Source organism: Cohnella thailandensis (assembly GCF_014212135.1).
Lineage (GTDB): Bacteria > Bacillota > Bacilli > Paenibacillales > Paenibacillaceae > Cohnella > Cohnella thailandensis.
Genome location: NZ_JACJVQ010000015.1, coordinates 63,725 through 80,253, shown reverse-complemented (window position 1 = coordinate 80,253; position 16,529 = coordinate 63,725). Strand labels below are relative to the sequence as shown.

The window sequence follows — 16,529 nt, the reverse complement described above, 5'->3', positions numbered from 1 at the left end:
CTTTTTCACGCGCACGCTAAAAACGGGCCCGCGCCCGATAGCGCAGACCCGCTTGCTTTTTTTACCTAACAAACCTTGCCGAACTTTACAGCCCGTGCTCCGTTCTCAGGCGAGTAACTTCGTCGTTGTAATACTTCGTGAATTCCTCGGCCCCCGCTTTCTTGAATGCGTCGAGCGCCTCCTGCTTGTTCTTCGCGAACGCGGCGTCGTCCTTCGACAGGACGATCTTGGCGGCTTGGCGGGTCGCCAGCTCCTTGAGGGCCGCTTCTTTCTTCTTCCAATCGTCGTTCAGCGTCACGCCCGGAACCGTGTTCCGCTTCAGAATCTCGTCGTCGGACATGCCGTCCATCCAAGTCGTGAACGTGATCAGCTTGCCTTCGTCGATGAGCTTCTCGAACACTTGGCCGGAATACGTCGCGCCGTAGTGCTCCGCGAAGTCCTTCTCCAGCGGCGTCGCCGCCTTGGCCAGAGCTTCTTCCGTGTTGAACAAGTTGACCGGCTGGCCGTCCTCCGGATTGATCAAGTCGCCGCCGAGGCCGATGATGTTGAGATCGAGTCCGAGGCCGGACGATTCCAGTGGAACGCCGCCCGTCGCCTTAAGCGCCAGGGTTTCTTCCGTCAGCGTCGGTTTGCCGTCCACCAGGGTCCAGTCCTTGCCTTCCACGCCGTTGTACATCGTTCTCGCGCCGTCGTAAGAGAAAATGTAGTTCAGGAACTCCATCGCTTTCTCGGGATTCTTCGAGCTCTTGGATATCGCGTACGCCTTATCCTGCCAGCCCAGCGGGTTGACGCCGCCGGTCCAGGCAACCTTGCCGGCCGGGACGACGAGGAAGCCTTTGCCGTCGTTCGTATGCTGCGCGTTGAAGTCGCCCATCGCCCAAGTAGCGGGTCCGACCACGATCTGGCCGGCCGTCGCCTTGGCCATGTAATCGTTGTTCTTCATCGTCAGCGAGTCCGGATCCAACAGTCCTCTGCGCTGCGCTTTATTATAGAAGTCCATGGCAGTCCAGAAGTTGGAATTCTCGTCCGTCAGCGTGCTGATAAACTCGGCGCCCCCGATCTGGGATGCCGTCAGGTCGCTGGTCGCTCCGGTCAATCCCGTGAACGTAAGAGGCGGTATCAAATATGGCCACAGTCCCCAATCCTGCCACATCGACACGCCGTAAACCTTCTTGCCGTCATCGGTCGTCGGGTGCTTCTCGACGATCTGTTCGACGGCGTTCAGAAGATCGTCCATCGTGTTCAATTCGGGAGCTCCGATCTCCTTGTACCAATCCCAGCGGATCGTCGGGCCGATCGTGATCGGTTTGACCGCCGTGCCCGGCTTCGGCTGAACTTGAGGCGGCAGGAAGTACAAGCTGCCGGTGCCGTTGCTCCAGTTCTTCTTGCTATAGTCGACGACCGTAGCGATGTTGGCTGTAATGTCTTTGCCGCGGTCGGCCAGCATATCGTCCATCGGGACGATCAGGTTGCCTTCGATGAGCTGCTTCTGATACTTGTTGACGTCCGTGCGGACGATATCCGGCAGGTCGCCGCTCGCCAGCAGAACGTTGAATTTGTTCTCGTCGGCTTCGACGTATTCGATCTTGACGCCGACTTTCTCGGCGATGTCCTGGGCAACCTTGCTGTCCGGGTATTTGTTCCATTTCGTACCCGGCTCCATGACGAGGACGCGCAGCGTAACGAGCTCCTGAGGCTTGCTCGATTCCGTCGCCGCGGCGCTTCCGGACGGGGACGCGCCCGAAGTCGCGCTCGGACTCTCCCCTGCCGTATTGTTCGAACCCGAATTGTTGGAGCAGGCCGAGAGCAGCATCGCCGCGCTCATCATCATGACCGCTGCCGTTTTCAATGACGCTTTCTTTCTCATTCGGTGAACCTCCCTTAATGATCTATAATTATCGGCGATTATAGCCAGATAATCCATGGTAGAATGCTAAACTTCCGAGGTCTAACCCTTCCCATCAGCCGGAGGCTTATCCCTTCACCGCGCCCATCATGATGCCCTTGACGAAGTAGCGCTGCAGAAGCGGATAGACGAGAACGATAGGCAGCGTGACGAGCATCGTGATCGTCATCTGAATCGACTGCGGAGTCAGCGTGCGGACCAGGTCGCCCCGATTGAGCTGCTCGGTCGTCGCGTTCGCCAGGTTGCTGGACTGGTTCAGGAACGTGTAGAGAACGAGCTGCAGAGTCTGGAGCTTCGGATTCTCCACAAGGAACCAATTGTCGAACCAGGTGCTCCACTGGCCGACCGCCGCAAAAACCGCGATGGTCGCGATAATGGGCATCGACAGGGGGAAAATGATGCTCGTAAAGATCCTCATGTATCCCGCCCCGTCGATTTTCGCCGATTCCTCTAGCGAGGCCGGCAGCTGCTCGATGAACGTTTTGATCAAGATGACGTTGAAGCCGGCGAGAGCGGACGGCACGATGTACAGGAGGAAGTTGTTTTGCAGGCCGTACGTCTTCATCGTCAGGTACCACGGAATGAATCCGGCGTTGAAGTACATCGTGATGAGCACGAAGCGATAGACGTATTTGCGCAGCAGCATCTCTTCCTTCGTGATCAAATAAGCGAAGAACGAGCAGCAGAGCACGGTGAGGATGGTCCCCAATACGGTCCGGGAGAGCGAGACGATGGCGGCGTCCTTGATGCCGGGCAGGGTGAGCGTTTTCTGGTACGCCTCGAGCGAGAAGCCGGCCGGCCAGAACGTGACGCCCTTCTGGGCTTCTATCGAATCGCTGATCGAGTAAACGAAGATATAGTAGAACGGATAGATCGTTATCAGGATGAGAATAGTCAAGATAAAGTAGTTGATAGCGTTGAACGAGAAGTCCTTCCAATCGATCTTCCGCCGGCGGCGGGCCGGCTTCGTCTCCGTCCGTCCGGCCGGTTGCGCGCTTGCTTGAGTGTTCATGGGACGAGCTCCTTTCTCTATACGATGCCTTGACCGCGGAATTTCTTCGAGAGGAAGTTCACGGTGAACAGCAGCAGAATGCTGATGACCGACTTGAACATGCCGACTGCCGTCGAATACGAATAGTCTCCCGTTACGAGGCCGAGCCGGTATACGTAAAGATCGAGCACCTCGATCCGGTCGGCGACAAGAACGTTGTTGAAAACGAGGTATTGCTCGAAGCCGGCGGACAGCAGATTGCTGATGGACAGCAGCAGCAGAACGATAAAGGTCGGCATGATGCTCGGAACCGTGATATGCCAGATCGTCCGAAGCCTTCCCGCTCCGTCGACCTTGGCGGCGTCGTACTGCTCGCTGTCGATGCTGACGATCGCGGCGAGGTAGATGATCGCGCTCCAGCCGACTCCCTTCCAGAGCAGCAGCAGCGTCTGCACCGTCCATACCCGGTCGTAGTTGCCGAGCACGTTGACCGGCGTGTCGCTGATGCCCAGATGCGAGAAGATCGTGTTGACCGCCCCTTCCGTGCTGAACATGCTGAACGCGAGCGCATACACGATGATCCAGCTAATATAATGGGGCAGCGTCGATACCGTCTGGACCAGGCGCTTGAACCAGCCGCTCTTGACCTCCGACACCATCACCGCGAACAGCATCGGGATCGGCGCGGTCAGAATCGAGAGGAAGCTGAGGGCAAGCGTGTTGATCAGGACCGGTCCCATACGGGGATCGCTGAACATGTCTCGGAAATTCTGAATCCCGATGAATTCGGTACGGTTGAGCGGAATGCCCGGGTGGTAATCGAAGAAAGCGTAAATCCAGCCGAACAGCGGTACGTAACTGAAGGCGAAGGCGAACAGGACAAAAGGGCTTGCCATCAGCAGCAGCTTGACGCCGTCCTTGCGGAAGTGCCTCGATCTGCCGGACTCCTTGCCTTTTTTTGCCGTGAGGGTTAGGGCCATGGTCTTTCTCCTTTGCTTGATGTCTGTCTGTCTCTATGGCTTAATGATAGCGCTTCAATTCGCGCCTTCGAATGAAGGATCTGACGATCTGTTTGAAAAAAACGGCTCGGAGTCTCCCCCGGGATTGAACGATTTAACGATTCGGTTGAACGATTCGCATACTCCCGCCGGATGCTTTTTGACTGTGGGGATGCGACGAGGCTCCGTTGGCGAATTTGCCGCGCTGCCCTCCGTGCGTTCGGAAGAGTTTCTTAGCGATTCGCAGGGAAAATCCGAGCTCAGTTGGGTCGTGGCTACTCATCTGGCTTTGATCGTGAGGACACTTTGCGCTCAGTTGGGTCGTGGCTACTCATCTGGCTTTCCTCGTGAGGACACTTGCGCTCAGTTGAGTCGTGGCTACTCATCTGGCTTTCCTCGTGAGGACACTTGCGCTCAGTTGAGTCGTGGCTACTCATCTGGAACGTACTCCAGCTATGTTGCGAGGCTGTGTGTTTTTTGTAGGTGATACGACGGGGATACGGTACTTTGCGAGTGGAGATAGTCTCGGATGAGACCATCTCGGCGAGGACGCGACACTTTGCGAGCGGAGATAGTCTCGGTTGAGATCATCTCGACGGAATTGAGGTACTTTGAGAGCGGAGATAGTCTCGGATGAGATCATCTCGATGGAAGCCATTCAACGCTGGCCCACCGAGGTTACATCCCACACTCGAGCCTAAAGACTCCAGCACGCGCCCCCTATAAGCAAAAAAAGAACAGCGCCAAAGCGCCGTTCCTCCAAAATCGCTTATTAAGCCTCGCCGGCCGGAAGCCGAACGACGACCTCCGCCCCCTTCTCCCTAGGCTCGAAGTGAATCCCGTACTCCGGCCCGAAGTAGAGTCGGATCCGCTTGTTCACGTTGCTCAGGCCGATACCGGTGCCTCCGCCGGACGACTCATGGCTCTCGCCGGATTCGAGCTTGCGGTTCAGCTCCTCGAGAAGCTCCGGCTCGAGGCCGATGCCCGAGTCCGATACGCGGATGCGCAGCTCGCCCTCCTCGATCTTCGCATGGATGCCGATGAAGATGACCGGCTCCTCCTCCCGCTGCCCCGCGGCGATGGAGTTCTCCACCAGCGGCTGCAGCAGGAAGCGCGGGACGCGGCATTCCAGCTCCGGCTCCTCCACCTCGATCTCGAAGCGGATGCTGTTGTTGAAGCGCATGTTGATGATTTTGATATAGTGCTCCAGGTAGCTCAGCTCGTCCCGCAGCGAGCACATCGGGTCCTTGCTCGAGAAGACGGGCCGCAGGATGTTGCCGAGCGCGACGATCGTGCCCACGATATTGTCCGCCTTGATCATGGTCGCCATCCAGCGGATCATGTTCAAGGTGTTGTAGAGAAAGTGAGGGTTGATCTGCGACTGAAGCGCCTCGATCTCCAGCTCCCGCTTGCTCTCCTGCATGCGGTTGTTCTTGTCGAGCAGGTCAACGATGCTGAGCGACATCTCGTTGAACCGCCTCACGACGATGCCGAGCTCGTTGTTCGGGATCCGATCGAAGGTGACCCCGAGCTCCCCGCGGCTGACGTCCTTCATCTTGCCGGCCAGCAGATGGAGCGGCTTGATCATTTTCCTCAACCAGAAGTACGACACGGCGAAAATAATCAGGATACTGCACAGGAAAACGGCAATCAGAGTGCGCTGAACGGTCAGGATCTGCCCCGAGTACATCCGAAGAGGGATCTCCTTCACCGCATACCAGCCGGCATCCTGAAGCTTGTAGTAGACGAGCTGGTAAGAAGCGTCTCCCGTCCGGTCGTCCATGCTCCCATAGGTTTCCTGCCCCGCCTCCGAAGGATGGAACGCGCTAGTGGTGCCGATCCGCTCGGGACGGCTGCCGGACAGTATGCTGCCCTGCGAGTCGACGATGTACATGTCCCCGTCGGAAGGATTCAGATCGGCCGAATAGAGCGAGGCGAGGTAGCGCTCATCCACGTTAAAAATCAAGGTGGCGCTCGTCTTCGGATCGTAAATGGCCCGCACGCCGCGGATCATGCTCACGACCGAGCCGTCCTTCGTCCCGGTCATGTAGGGATTGAAGTACGATTTTCTCAGGCCGCCTTGGATGATCATCTCCGGGAAAGCCTCCACCGACCTCCGGAACACGTCCGAGCCGAAGAAGCTCTTGTTCCATTCCTCTTGCGACTGGACGAGAGTCGTATCCCCGCTTCCGCCCATCGCTCCCAGGTTCTCGGTCGTCAGGTAGACGGAGTGGACGTAGCCGTAATTGCTGATGAACTTCTCGATCTGCGCGTGCAGCAGGTTCTTGTAAGCCAGGAATTCGAGCTCGCTCTTGTCGGACAGGTGCAGCAGGATTTCCTGGATCTGGTCGTCGAGCAGGAATAGCTTGGATAGGCGGTCCACGTCCGCGACGAGCCCGTGAATGTTATGGTCCGCCTGCTGGAACTGCTGGTACATCAGCCTCTCGTTCTGTCCCTTGATTTGGTTCAGCATGAACGTATAGATGATGTAAGAAGCCGCCGACAGCACGACCAGGCTGATGATCATGAAGAAAAGGATCAGTTGGGCGCGCAGGCTGTTCATGCGAAGGCGTCCCGCCCTTTTCATGTGTCCGCCTTGGCGCCGGCCAGCCATTCCCGCCGATATTCGTTCGGGTTAAGTCCCGTCACCTTTTTGAACACTTTGCTGAAGTACGTGTATTCCGGCGAGAAGCCGACCTCGACGGCGATGTCGGACGACTTCTTCGAAGTGGTCGCCATCAGCTCCTTCGCCCGCTCGATCCGGTATCGGTTAAGGTAGTCGATGAACGTGATTTGCAGCTCTTTGCGGAAAAGGTTGCTGAGGTATCCGGAGCTCAAGTCGACGTAGTCCGCAACGGTCTGCAGGCTGATGTTGTCCGCGTAGTGCAGCTTCACGTATTGGATCGCTTTGGCGATCTCGTCGCTCATCTGGAGCCGTTCATGCGCTTGCTTCGCCAGCTCGGCCACGTATGCCGCCGTCTCGTCGAGCATGCCGGGCAGCGTATCGCTGTCCTCAAGCCGCTCGGTGATATTGTAGAGCAGCGCTCGTTCGTTCTGGTTGCTGTCGTACATCTGGGTAGCGATCCACTGAACGAATTGGAAAAGCGCGCTTGTCACCGCTTTGCGGTCGCCCGCCTGCTCCTCGATCAGCTCGAGGTATCTCTCGTACTCCTCCTGTTTAGCCTTGGGCAGCAGCGAACGAATCGGTTCGTACCGACGCATGGCCGCCAAACGGCCGCGGTAGCCGGAGGTCTCCCTCTTACCGCCGGTTGCGTGCAGCTGGCCAGGCCCCGCGAGAAACTTGCGGCCGAGCGCCTGCTGCGCTTCCGCGTGCGAGGAAGGCAAGGAAGCGTAGCCGCTGCGCGGCGCGCTGATTCCGAAGGAGACGGTCCCGTTGAAGTACGTTCGGATGACGTCCTGGATCTGCTGCAGAATCGCGCCGGTCTCCGCCTGGATGCTCTGCTCGGAGTGCAGATCCCCGTAGGAGAACAAAAGCAGGTACCGGTTGTCGTCCAGGTGGAACGCCTCTCCCCGCTTGCGAGAAGCGAGAATCTCGCTGAGGACGTTGAGCAGGGACATCTTCACGAGGTGACCGTGCTCGTCCTTGAACTTCTGCTTGATGCGGGAATACCGGTCCAGCTCCATGACGCAAGCCTGGAGCCGGACCGGCGAGAGCCGCATGCCGCTTCGCTGGACGAACGAGCCGAATTCGTCCGGGCTGAAGATGCCGTAGAAGAGGAAGTCCTTCAGCATCTTCTCCTTGACGAGCTCGAGGTTCGCCGGAAGGTCTCCGGCTCCCCCCGCGGTCTCGCTCTTGCCGTTTAACCGGCCGAGTTCCTCGGAGACGCCGTTCAGAACGTTCGAGATTTCTTCCTCGGTCATCGTAAGCTTGAGGATGTAGTTGGAGACGCCGAGCGTCATCGCCTTGCGGGCAAGGTCGAATTCCTCGAGGCAGCTGAGCACGACGATCCGCGTCCGCTTGTCGCGCTCCCGGATCCGCTCGATCAGTTCCATGCCGTCCATCCGGGGCATCCGAATGTCGGTGATGACGACGTCCGGATTTTCCCGCTGGATAAAGTCCCATGCCGCCTGGCCGTCCGGCACGTCGGCCGCGACCTCCATGCCGAACCGGCTCCAGTCGACCGAGTTCTTGAGCCCGAGCCTGACCAGCATCTCGTCTTCGACGATCAGAACTTTATGCATGGGGAACCTCCTTCAGCCGGAGCACCCAATCGTTGCCGCGTCCGCTGGACGGGGCGTCGAAGCGCCGTACCCCTTCGCCCTCGCAAGTTCCGGCTTGCGTGTATTCGCCGCTTCGCGGATCGAACCAGGACGCTTCGACCGCGGCGGCTTCCAAGCGCCCCAGATCGATCTCCGCGAACAATCCGTTCGGGCAGTAGACGAGCGCTCCGGCCTCGATTCGCGCCGCGACCATCCGGTTCGAGCCGGGGAAGTTGCGGGCGAGAAGTTGCGGGTCGGGACGGAGAGAAGCGAACCCCGAAGTCTCCATCAAGGCGCGCACGTGCTTCATCTGGTTCGCTCCGGGCCGGCGAAGCGCCGTCTTCCAGTCCATGAGGAAATAGGCGCCGGGCTCGGTCATCTCGTTGTTCGCGTAAGCGCCTTCAGCCATCGACCAGACGGAGTGATGCCCGTACGTATGGCCGCACGCGCCGGACAGGACGGCGTAATACGCGGCCCGCCGCGCGTCGGCCTCGTCGAAGTAGCCGTTCGCGGCATCGAAGCCGATCGGGATGTCCTCGTAGCAAGGCTCCGAGTCGAGCGTCGGCTTGACCGGCAGCCTGGCGTAGTCCGCCGCGACCCGCAGGTCGTTCGCGATCGCCGCTTCGCCGTGGCCGGACTGGATCATGTTGAAGTCCAGCCAATCCGCATCGTGCAAGTGATGGGACGAGGACTCGGCCCCCTTCGGGTGGAACGTCCGGAGGTGCGCGCCGCCGTCCCCTTCAGTCAGCCCTTCGGCCATCGCTTCGACGATGGCGAAGTGCCGGGAAGTCTGCAGCGGCCGGTCTCCGCCGAGCACCCAGACGAGGTTCGGCCGGTGCTGATAGCGCGCTCCGAGCCAGCGGCCGTAGGTCCGCGCGTTCTCCGGGGAGAAAATCTCCGGCCCCTTGCCCCACAGCTTGTTGAACTTGTCTCCCCACGTCGGCAGCAAAGCGATATAAATGCCGTAAGCCGCGGCGGTATCCAGAACGAAATCGATGTGATCCCAGTAGCCGTTAGGCCCTGCGAGATCGGGCCGGGACGGATCGGGAAGCCCGGACGAATCGGCGAGCAGCGGCAGCCGTCCGTACGCGTTGCCCGTCGTGACGCCCTCGAACTCGGCCAGCGCTACCGCCTGAACGACGTTGAACCCTTGCTCCGCCCGGGTGCGCAGGTAATGCTCCGCTTCCTCCCGGTTCAGCTTGTGGAACAGCTCCCACGCGGTGTCTCCCAGCCAGAAGAACGGGGTTCCGTCTTCCTTCTCCAAAAATCGGCCTCCGTCGTTAACGCGAAGACGCTGCATTCTCGTTTGGATCATTTCGCCGCACCCCCATGCCATTCCCAATAGCATCCAACAACAGATAACAGTTAATGATAATCTAAGCATAGCATAATTCGAATCGGCGTTGTATCGTAAATTGCTACGACAGAGACTGCATAAAACGGCCCTTGCGCTTCCCGTAACTCGACATCACAGACCGCTCAAGCCTCCTGTAACCCGACATCGTCGGGTTACAGCTCCAAACCAACCGCTCGCGCCTCCTGTAACCCGACATCGTCGGGTTACAGCTTCAAACCAACTGCTCAAGCCTCCTGTAACCCGATATCCTCGGGTTACAGCTTCAAACCATCCGCTCGCGCCTCCTGTAACCCGATATCCTCGGGTTACAGCTTCAAACCATCCGCTCGCGGCTTCTCCAATGCTTAGTTCAACCCCGCTCGGCTCCGCCAAGAGAACGCCTTGGCCGGATTCTTCTCCATCAGCTTGACCAGTTGCTGTCCTGTCGCTCCTTCCAGAGCCAACAGGGGCAGAAATCTCTGCGCGATGTGCCGCAGGCCCGGCCAGCCGCCGTAAGCGGCGAGGCGCGCACGCGTCGTGTCGAGCCCGAGCAGCAGCCGGTCCTCCAGCCCCGCCGCGAGCATCCGCGCGATCCACTTGGCCTCTTCCTCGTCGGAATGGTACTTGAAGCGGCCGATCGTATCGTATTCGAGATAGGCGCCTTGGCCCGCAAGTTCGAGGTGCGCGTCCGGATCGTCCAGCGTCCGGTCCAAGTGGCAAAGGATGACCGACTCGGCCGGAACGCCCCGTTCCAGGTAGAAACTCAGCAGCCACCTCGCCTGCGCCGCGCTCTCCGTGTGGCACATGATCGGAGCGCCCGTCTCTAGCGAGGCGTTCGCAGCCGCGGCGAACCACCGCTTGTCGGGATCGGCCATCCGCTCGGCGTCGACCGCCGTCTTGATCTGGCCGGCCCGGCCTTGGACGCGTTCCGCCGCTTCCGGCTCCAGCCAGTCGGTGCCGGACAGCATGCCGTCCTCCAGCTCGCCGATAAACAGCTCCGTCAGCTCCTTCTCCCCGAGCTTGCGAATCCAATGATCCGGAGGGTAGAACGCGAGCTTGTGGAAGCCCGTGGACGCCACGACATGGATGCCGGCTTCTTCGGAGACGCGCAGGAGCTCGGTCTCCATCCGTCCGCAGGCGAGCGGTTGGGCGTCCACGATCGCCTCTCCTCCGATCTCCCGGAACGACCGGAGCTCCCGCAGCGTCAGCGCATAATCGTCGATGAGCAGATCCTTGTTCACCGTCTGAGGGAAGCCGGGAGCCAGAAAAAGATGCTCGTGGCTATGGCAGAAGCCGAGCCGCCTAGGCTCGATGTCCCCCAGCACGGTTCGGATTCGGCCTGCCGGTTCCTCGGCCTCTCTATTCCAGGGGATCGTTACATTCGGATCTATCGAGCTCATCGCTTCCCGCTCCTTTTTTTGCCGCCTCGTGTCTTTAGATAATCGAGTATATCCAATAACGGAATTCGTTCCAAGCCCTCGTTTCGCCTTCCTGGACGTATTCGAGCCTAACCTCGATATCGGTCTTGCCCGCCGTGTAGGAAGCCGGAATCTCGAACTCGTCCTCCAGCCAGCGCTTGTACGGGTTCCGATCGGCGAAGTACCAGCTTCGCTCCGCGACGAGGACGCCGTCGACGTATACGTTCGCCCGTTGCCGCCCCGCGATCTGGTCGGATCTTCGGCGCAGGCGCACGCCCCGGTTGCGAGGATCGACCGAGACGACGAACCGGCTGTCGCCCTCCGTCTCGTGTCCCTTGTCGCGGAAGACCCGCCCGGTTCCGTCCTCGTATTCGCTCTCGACCTCGTAATGCCCTCGACTTCCGGTCGACCGGTAGACGTGAACGCCTTCGGACGCCTTGTCGCCGATGTCGAGCTCGTCGGTCAACAGAAGTCCCGGCTCGTCGATTCCATAGTAGAACAGAATGCCGGAGTGCCTCAGATATTGATTGTTGAACTCTCCCGACTCGATTCCGAATACTAATTCCTTGCGGAACGGGTACCAGTCTCCGCCGCACAGCCGGACCATCGACCACGGATTGTCCGGCAGTCCGTCGTACGCGCTGGACGGATTCGACTCCGGCGGCGTCGGGAAGCCCCAGCCGTAGCACGCCCAGCTCTCGGAGCCGTCGCTCTCGACCTGCGGCGTCGCGATGCCGTCGATGAGCACGCGAACGTCCCCTTCGCAGCTGATAACGCCGGGCTTGCGGGCCCGGGCGGTCACGTGGCCGGCGACGAGATGCCCGCGGCCCTCGATGCGCCCGATGACGCTGTCGGCACCCGGCGTCGCCTTCGGCTCATAGTACGCGGACGAACGGAAGTAGCCCGCTCGGCCTTCCGGATACGTATGCGGATCCGATGCCGTATATCGCGTCTCCCACCGGGCGAACCGCACCGGCGCCGTTCCTTGGTTGACAAGCTCGATTCGCGCGCTTCGCCAGAATGGCATCGGGAAGTAGTGGTAGCAGCTTCCGTCCGGTCTCCGGCCGTGCGAGAGGACGCCGACGGGGTTGTACCCCAGCTCGTTGGCGAAAAAGAGGCCCGCCGGACACTCGACGTCGGGCTTCGAATGGTCGTCCCACGTCGCCCGAATCCACAGCTCGCGCAGCCAGGACTCGTCTCCCCCGCTATCTGGCTCCGCTAGGACGGCGGCGACGCTCCCCGCTCCCCGCGCGTCCAGCACGACCTTCGTCTCGCCCGGCTCGATCGTCAGCTCCGAGCGAAGCTCGGCCTCGGCCGGCTTCGCGGGCTTCGGGTCCTCTCCGACCCGGCTCCACATGTTCAGCACGCGTTCGTACGATTCCGCGCCCGTGAACGTGCGGACTCCCTCCGCATCGGAGTAGGAGTGGTAGACGACATGACCCCAGCCGCCGTCGCCCTTTCCCGCTCCCTTCAGCCGCAGGTCCGACGTGATCCGGCACGACTTCGCGTACGGCATCGGCACGAAGCTGCGCACGACGCGGATCGGGCCGCGCCCGTTGTCCTCCGGCCCCAGGTAGGCGTCCGCGAGCGGACTCAGGAACGGCGGCTTCGTCCCGAACTCCGACGGCTTGATCGCGAACCTGGGCTCCTTTTCCCCGTCGAAGTAAAACCGGAACGTCGGCTCCGCGCTCTCCGGGTAGCGATGCTGCACGAAGTTATAGATGCAGCCGGGTCCGTCGACGTCGAAAATGACCCATTCGTCTCCTTCCCGGTACAGCCACCAGTCCCAATCCGCGTTATAGCCCTGCTTGTCGATACTGCCCTCGTACCGCACCTGAACGCCGTCCCGCAGCAGCGGCAGCAGATCGAAGCGCTCCAGGTTCGCGAGTCCTCTTAAATCCGATTGGCGTTGCACCGATCGGTCTTCACTCGAGCTCGTTTGGTTATCGGACATGTTTACCCCTCCTATCGCCGTTTAAGCGCATCGCAAAGAACCAAACCGCGTCGCGCGGGAGCGGTTTGGCCTTCGCTGCCTATAAAATTATCCGTATAAAGGCCCGTAAGCCGCGCAAGCCCGGAAGTCGGCGCTCTCTGCGTCCTTCGTGCCGAACGCGCTCCACGCGCTCGGGCGGAACAGCCGCTTGGAGCCGACGTTGTGCATGTTCACCGGAATGCGCAGGATGCTCGCCAGCGTAATCAGATCCGCGCCGATATGGCCGTAGCTGACGACGCAATGGTTGGAGCCCCACGCTTCCATCACCGAGTAGGCGTCGTCGAAGACGGGATCGCCCGGCACGAGGTTCGGCACGAACCAAGTCGTCGGCCACGTCGGCGTCGTCCGCTCGTCCAGCTTCGCGTGAACATCTTCGGGCAGCTCGACCGTATAGCCTTCCGCCAGCTGCAGAACCGGACCGATCCCTTCGACGAGGTTGACCCGCGCCATCGTGACCGGCATGCCGCCCTTCGTCAGGTAATCGGTGGAATGGCCGCCGCCCGCGAACTGGTCCATGTACGTCGGCCGCCACGAGGTCGCGGCCAGGCAGCGCTCGACTTCCTCCTCGCCGATCTCCCAGTGAGGCTTCATCGCCGGTTGGCCGTCCCGCATCATCTCTCCCGTGCCGTCCAGGGCGGCCGGACCGGAGTTGATCAGGTGCAAGATTCCTCCCGCCGCGCGCCCTTCCAGCCGGTGGCCGGTCACCCGCTCCACCGCCTCCGGACTCCAGTAGGTCCGGACGTCGGCGAAGATCTGGGCCGTGTTCGTCAGGTAATGCTGGAACAGCATCGTCACGGCGTTCAGGTTGTCGTTCTCCGTCGCGACGATATACGGCTCGCGTACCCCGTTCCAGTCGAACGAGCTGTTCAGCACCGCCTCCAGGAAGTCGGCGCTCGGGAAGTGGTCCGTCCACTCCCGCTGCCCCTGGAAGCCGGAGGCGATCGCGTTGTACCCGTACGCTTCCTCCTCGTAGCCCCGTTCGGCCAGCTTCGGATTGCCGATCATCAGGTCTCGGACGATAAGCGCCATTTTCACGACCGTCTCCCAATTCCGCTCCTTCTTCTCGTCCGGAATGACCAGCTCAGCAGGGTTCGGGTCGGGGCCGATCCGGCACTTCTCCTTCACCCAGGCGAGGGCGATCCGGAACTCTTTCTCGTCGTAGATGCCGCGCTCGATCCGCCGGGTCACCTCGGTCATGTCCACGTAGGCGTTCTTCATGCCAAGGTAGCGCTGGTAGAACGAATCGTCGACGATGCAGCCCGCGATGCCCATCGACACCGAGCCGATCGACAGGTACGACTTGCCGCGCAGCAGCGCCGCCGCCAGACCCGCCCGCCCGAACTGAAGCAGCTTCGCTTGCACGTCCTCCGGAATCGATCGGTCGTCCAGGTCCTGGACGTGTTTCCCGTAGATTTTGAATATCGGCAATCCCTTCTGGTTATGGGCCGCGTGAAGCGCCCCCATGTACACCGCGCCCGGCCGCTCGGTGCCGTTGAAGCCCCATACGGCGTGAGGCAGCTGAGCGTTCGTCTCCATCGTCTCCAGCGGGTAGCACCAGCCGGAAGCGACAGTCACGATGACGCCGACCCCTTCCTTCGCGAACCGGTCCGCGCACTGCGACGCTTCCTTGAACCCCGAGATGCAGACGTCGTTCACGACGCACTCCGCGGGCGATCCGTCCGGGTAACGCAGCGTCTCCGACAGAAGCTTCGCCGCCGCGCGGGCGAGCTCCATCGTCATGTCCTTCGTTGCCGCCTTCACCAGCTTGCGGCGGTCGATAATCGGCCGGATGCCGATCTTCGGAAAACCGTTCTCATAGCGATGCGCCTTGTCCGCCACCGTTGCTCTCTCCTCCTATGCCAAGCCGTACTCGGCCATTTTGCCGCGAATGAAACGCACTCCCTCGGCGACCAGAACGTCCCCGCTCGGGGCGAGCTGCCGCCATACCCAGGTGTTCATGTTGTCGGTGACGTCGACGAACGATTCGAGCGCCGCGTATCCGGTATAGTTGAGCTCCGAGAGAGCCCGGAAAATCGAGTCCCAATCCACGAGCCCCGTTCCCGGAATGCCCCGGTCGTTCTCGCAGATGTGATAATGGATCAGGTCGCTTCCGGCCGCCTTCGTCGCTTCGTAGAAGCTTTTTTCCTCGATGTTCATGTGGTACGTGTCGAGGTGGATCTTGATATTCGGCTCTCCGACCAGGTTCTTCAGCTTGAGCGCCTGCTCGCACGTGTTGATCAGGTTCGACTCGTAGCGGTTGACCGGCTCCAGGCCGATCTGCACGCCGAGCTCGCGGGCATAGACTGCCGCTTCTCGAAGGCCTTCCGCCGCCCAATCCCATTCTTGCTCCGTAGGGCGCGCTTTCGCGTTCTTGACGTGCTCCGAGTAGACGACGCCGGAGAGGTTCGTTTTGCCGATCGCCGCCGTCGCCCGCGCGCAGTCCTTCAAGTATTCGATGCCCTTGGCGCGAATGGCCGGATCCGGGCTCGCGATGTCCGTTCCGCGCAGCAGAACTGTCGACGTGACAGCGTCCAGCCCCGCATCCTCTAGACGCTTCTTCACCGCTACGGCGTCGAACGTATCCAGCGTCATGAGCGGAATCTCGATAAAGTCGAGCTCGAGCCTCTTCACCCGGTCGATCAGGTCGAGCGTGCCGTTGCTCCATTGGGAGCACCACGCGTATGCATGAATGCCAAGCTTCATTCGGTCTCCACCCCGTTCAGCTGTTGTAGATGATTCAGGACTTGCTTCGAGGCCATGACCCCCATCTTGTCGACGGCCTGCACCGTCGAAGCGGCGCAGTGCGAGCCGATGACGAGCCGGTCCAGCGAGAGAAGCTCCGGGTTGTCCGGGGGCTCCTTCTCGAAAACGTCGATGCCGGCTCCCCAGATGGTGCCGTTCTTTAGCGCTTCGCAGAGAGCATTCTCCTCCACGAGGCCGCCCCGCGCCGTGTTGATCAGGACGGCGGTCGGCTTCATGAGGCGAAGCTCCCGCTCCCCTATCATGTGGCGAGTCTCTTCCGTGAGCGGGACGTGCAGGCTGACGAAGTCCGCTTCCCTTAACAGGTCGTCGACGGACTCCGCATATCGCACCCCGGCAGCGCTTGCAAAAGCCTCGTCGCGCACCGCGTCGTAAGCGAGAACACGCATGCCGAAGCCTTGCGCCCGGCGCACGACCGCCTTGCCGATCTGGCCGAGCCCGATCAGCCCGAGCGTGCGGCCGTTCACGTCGACGGCGGTTCGCTTCGTCCAGTCGCCTTCCCGGCACGCCTTATCGATCGGCAGCACTCGCCGCGCGGCCGCCAGCATGAGGGCGAACGCGTAGTCCGCCACCGCTTCGGTGTTCGCGCCCGCCGTCGTCGTCACCTTGATTCCGCGCTCCTGAGCGAAGCGCATATCGATATTGTCGGTGCCCACGCCGTATTTGGCAATAACCTTAAGGCGCGGCGCCTTCTCCAGCACCTCCCGGTCGAGCGGATCGACGCCGACGATGACGGCGTCCGCCTCCGCGATATGCGCGATCATCTCCTCCTTGGCCATGATGCGGCCGTGGGGATTGCGCAGCACCGTGAGCCCTCCGTCCGAGAGCAGATCGAGCGGCTCGGAGCTGTGCGCGGCGAAGGAGCGAGGCGTCACCAGCACGTTCAAGCCCATCGCGAGTCCCTCC

11 protein-coding genes are annotated in these 16,529 nt (G+C 60.9%); all 11 read right to left on the bottom strand.

All coding sequences use genetic code 11. The annotated features are described in order from the left end of the window. Positions 1 to 85: 85 nt before the first annotated feature. Entirely contained in the window at positions 86 to 1,867 is a 1,782-nt protein-coding gene (locus tag H7B67_RS17425) for an extracellular solute-binding protein (RefSeq protein WP_185121139.1), read from the bottom strand. 106 nt (positions 1,868 to 1,973) lie between these two features. Further along, complete coding sequence (locus H7B67_RS17420; protein ID WP_185121138.1) at positions 1,974 to 2,918, bottom strand: carbohydrate ABC transporter permease; 945 nt, start codon at positions 2,916 to 2,918, stop codon at positions 1,974 to 1,976. 17 nt (positions 2,919 to 2,935) lie between these two features. Further along, positions 2,936 to 3,877 (bottom strand): ABC transporter permease, encoded by a 942-nt coding sequence (locus H7B67_RS17415; protein ID WP_185121137.1) that lies wholly within the window; start codon positions 3,875 to 3,877, stop codon positions 2,936 to 2,938. 790 nt (positions 3,878 to 4,667) lie between these two features. After that, entirely contained in the window at positions 4,668 to 6,482 is a 1,815-nt protein-coding gene (locus H7B67_RS17410) for a cache domain-containing sensor histidine kinase (protein ID WP_185121136.1), read from the bottom strand. Continuing rightward, complete coding sequence (locus tag H7B67_RS17405; protein WP_185121135.1) at positions 6,479 to 8,098, bottom strand: response regulator; 1,620 nt, start codon at positions 8,096 to 8,098, stop codon at positions 6,479 to 6,481. The genes H7B67_RS17410 and H7B67_RS17405 overlap by 4 nt, the downstream gene beginning before the upstream one ends. After that, positions 8,091 to 9,431: a glycoside hydrolase family 140 protein gene (locus H7B67_RS17400; RefSeq protein WP_245363935.1), complete on the bottom strand. Its 1,341-nt coding sequence runs from the start codon at positions 9,429 to 9,431 to the stop codon at positions 8,091 to 8,093. Before H7B67_RS17400 ends, H7B67_RS17405 begins: the two co-directional genes overlap by 8 nt. A gap of 386 nt (positions 9,432 to 9,817) precedes the next feature. Continuing rightward, positions 9,818 to 10,852: a phosphotriesterase family protein gene (locus H7B67_RS17395; RefSeq protein WP_185121134.1), complete on the bottom strand. Its 1,035-nt coding sequence runs from the start codon at positions 10,850 to 10,852 to the stop codon at positions 9,818 to 9,820. A gap of 34 nt (positions 10,853 to 10,886) precedes the next feature. Next, entirely contained in the window at positions 10,887 to 12,824 is a 1,938-nt protein-coding gene (locus tag H7B67_RS17390) for a DUF2961 domain-containing protein (RefSeq protein ID WP_185121133.1), read from the bottom strand. An 87-nt stretch (positions 12,825 to 12,911) separates the two neighbouring features. Continuing rightward, positions 12,912 to 14,702 (bottom strand): L-fucose isomerase, encoded by a 1,791-nt coding sequence (locus H7B67_RS17385; protein ID WP_185121132.1) that lies wholly within the window; start codon positions 14,700 to 14,702, stop codon positions 12,912 to 12,914. A gap of 15 nt (positions 14,703 to 14,717) precedes the next feature. Next, positions 14,718 to 15,566, bottom strand: a complete 849-nt coding sequence (locus H7B67_RS17380) for a sugar phosphate isomerase/epimerase family protein (protein WP_185121131.1) — start codon at positions 15,564 to 15,566, stop codon at positions 14,718 to 14,720. Then, the gene (locus H7B67_RS17375; RefSeq protein WP_185121130.1) at positions 15,563 to 16,516 is read right to left on the bottom strand and encodes a phosphoglycerate dehydrogenase; all 954 of its coding nucleotides are present in this window, start codon (positions 16,514 to 16,516) and stop codon (positions 15,563 to 15,565) included. The genes H7B67_RS17380 and H7B67_RS17375 overlap by 4 nt, the downstream gene beginning before the upstream one ends. Between the last annotated feature and the right edge of the window lie 13 nt (positions 16,517 to 16,529).

Bases quoted from the DNA above. Each gene is read 5' to 3' on its own strand.
- H7B67_RS17395 (WP_185121134.1), bottom strand. From the start codon at position 10,852: ATGAGCTCGATAGATCCGAATGTAACGATCCCCTGGAATAGAGAGGCC.
- H7B67_RS17375 (WP_185121130.1), bottom strand. From the start codon at position 16,516: ATGGGCTTGAACGTGCTGGTGACGCCTCGCTCCTTCGCCGCGCACAGC.
- H7B67_RS17380 (WP_185121131.1), bottom strand. From the start codon at position 15,566: ATGAAGCTTGGCATTCATGCATACGCGTGGTGCTCCCAATGGAGCAAC.
- H7B67_RS17405 (WP_185121135.1), bottom strand. From the start codon at position 8,098: ATGCATAAAGTTCTGATCGTCGAAGACGAGATGCTGGTCAGGCTCGGG.
- H7B67_RS17420 (WP_185121138.1), bottom strand. From the start codon at position 2,918: ATGAACACTCAAGCAAGCGCGCAACCGGCCGGACGGACGGAGACGAAG.
- H7B67_RS17425 (WP_185121139.1), bottom strand. From the start codon at position 1,867: ATGAGAAAGAAAGCGTCATTGAAAACGGCAGCGGTCATGATGATGAGC.
- H7B67_RS17410 (WP_185121136.1), bottom strand. From the start codon at position 6,482: ATGAAAAGGGCGGGACGCCTTCGCATGAACAGCCTGCGCGCCCAACTG.
- H7B67_RS17390 (WP_185121133.1), bottom strand. From the start codon at position 12,824: ATGTCCGATAACCAAACGAGCTCGAGTGAAGACCGATCGGTGCAACGC.
- H7B67_RS17415 (WP_185121137.1), bottom strand. From the start codon at position 3,877: ATGGCCCTAACCCTCACGGCAAAAAAAGGCAAGGAGTCCGGCAGATCG.
- H7B67_RS17400 (WP_245363935.1), bottom strand. From the start codon at position 9,431: ATGATCCAAACGAGAATGCAGCGTCTTCGCGTTAACGACGGAGGCCGA.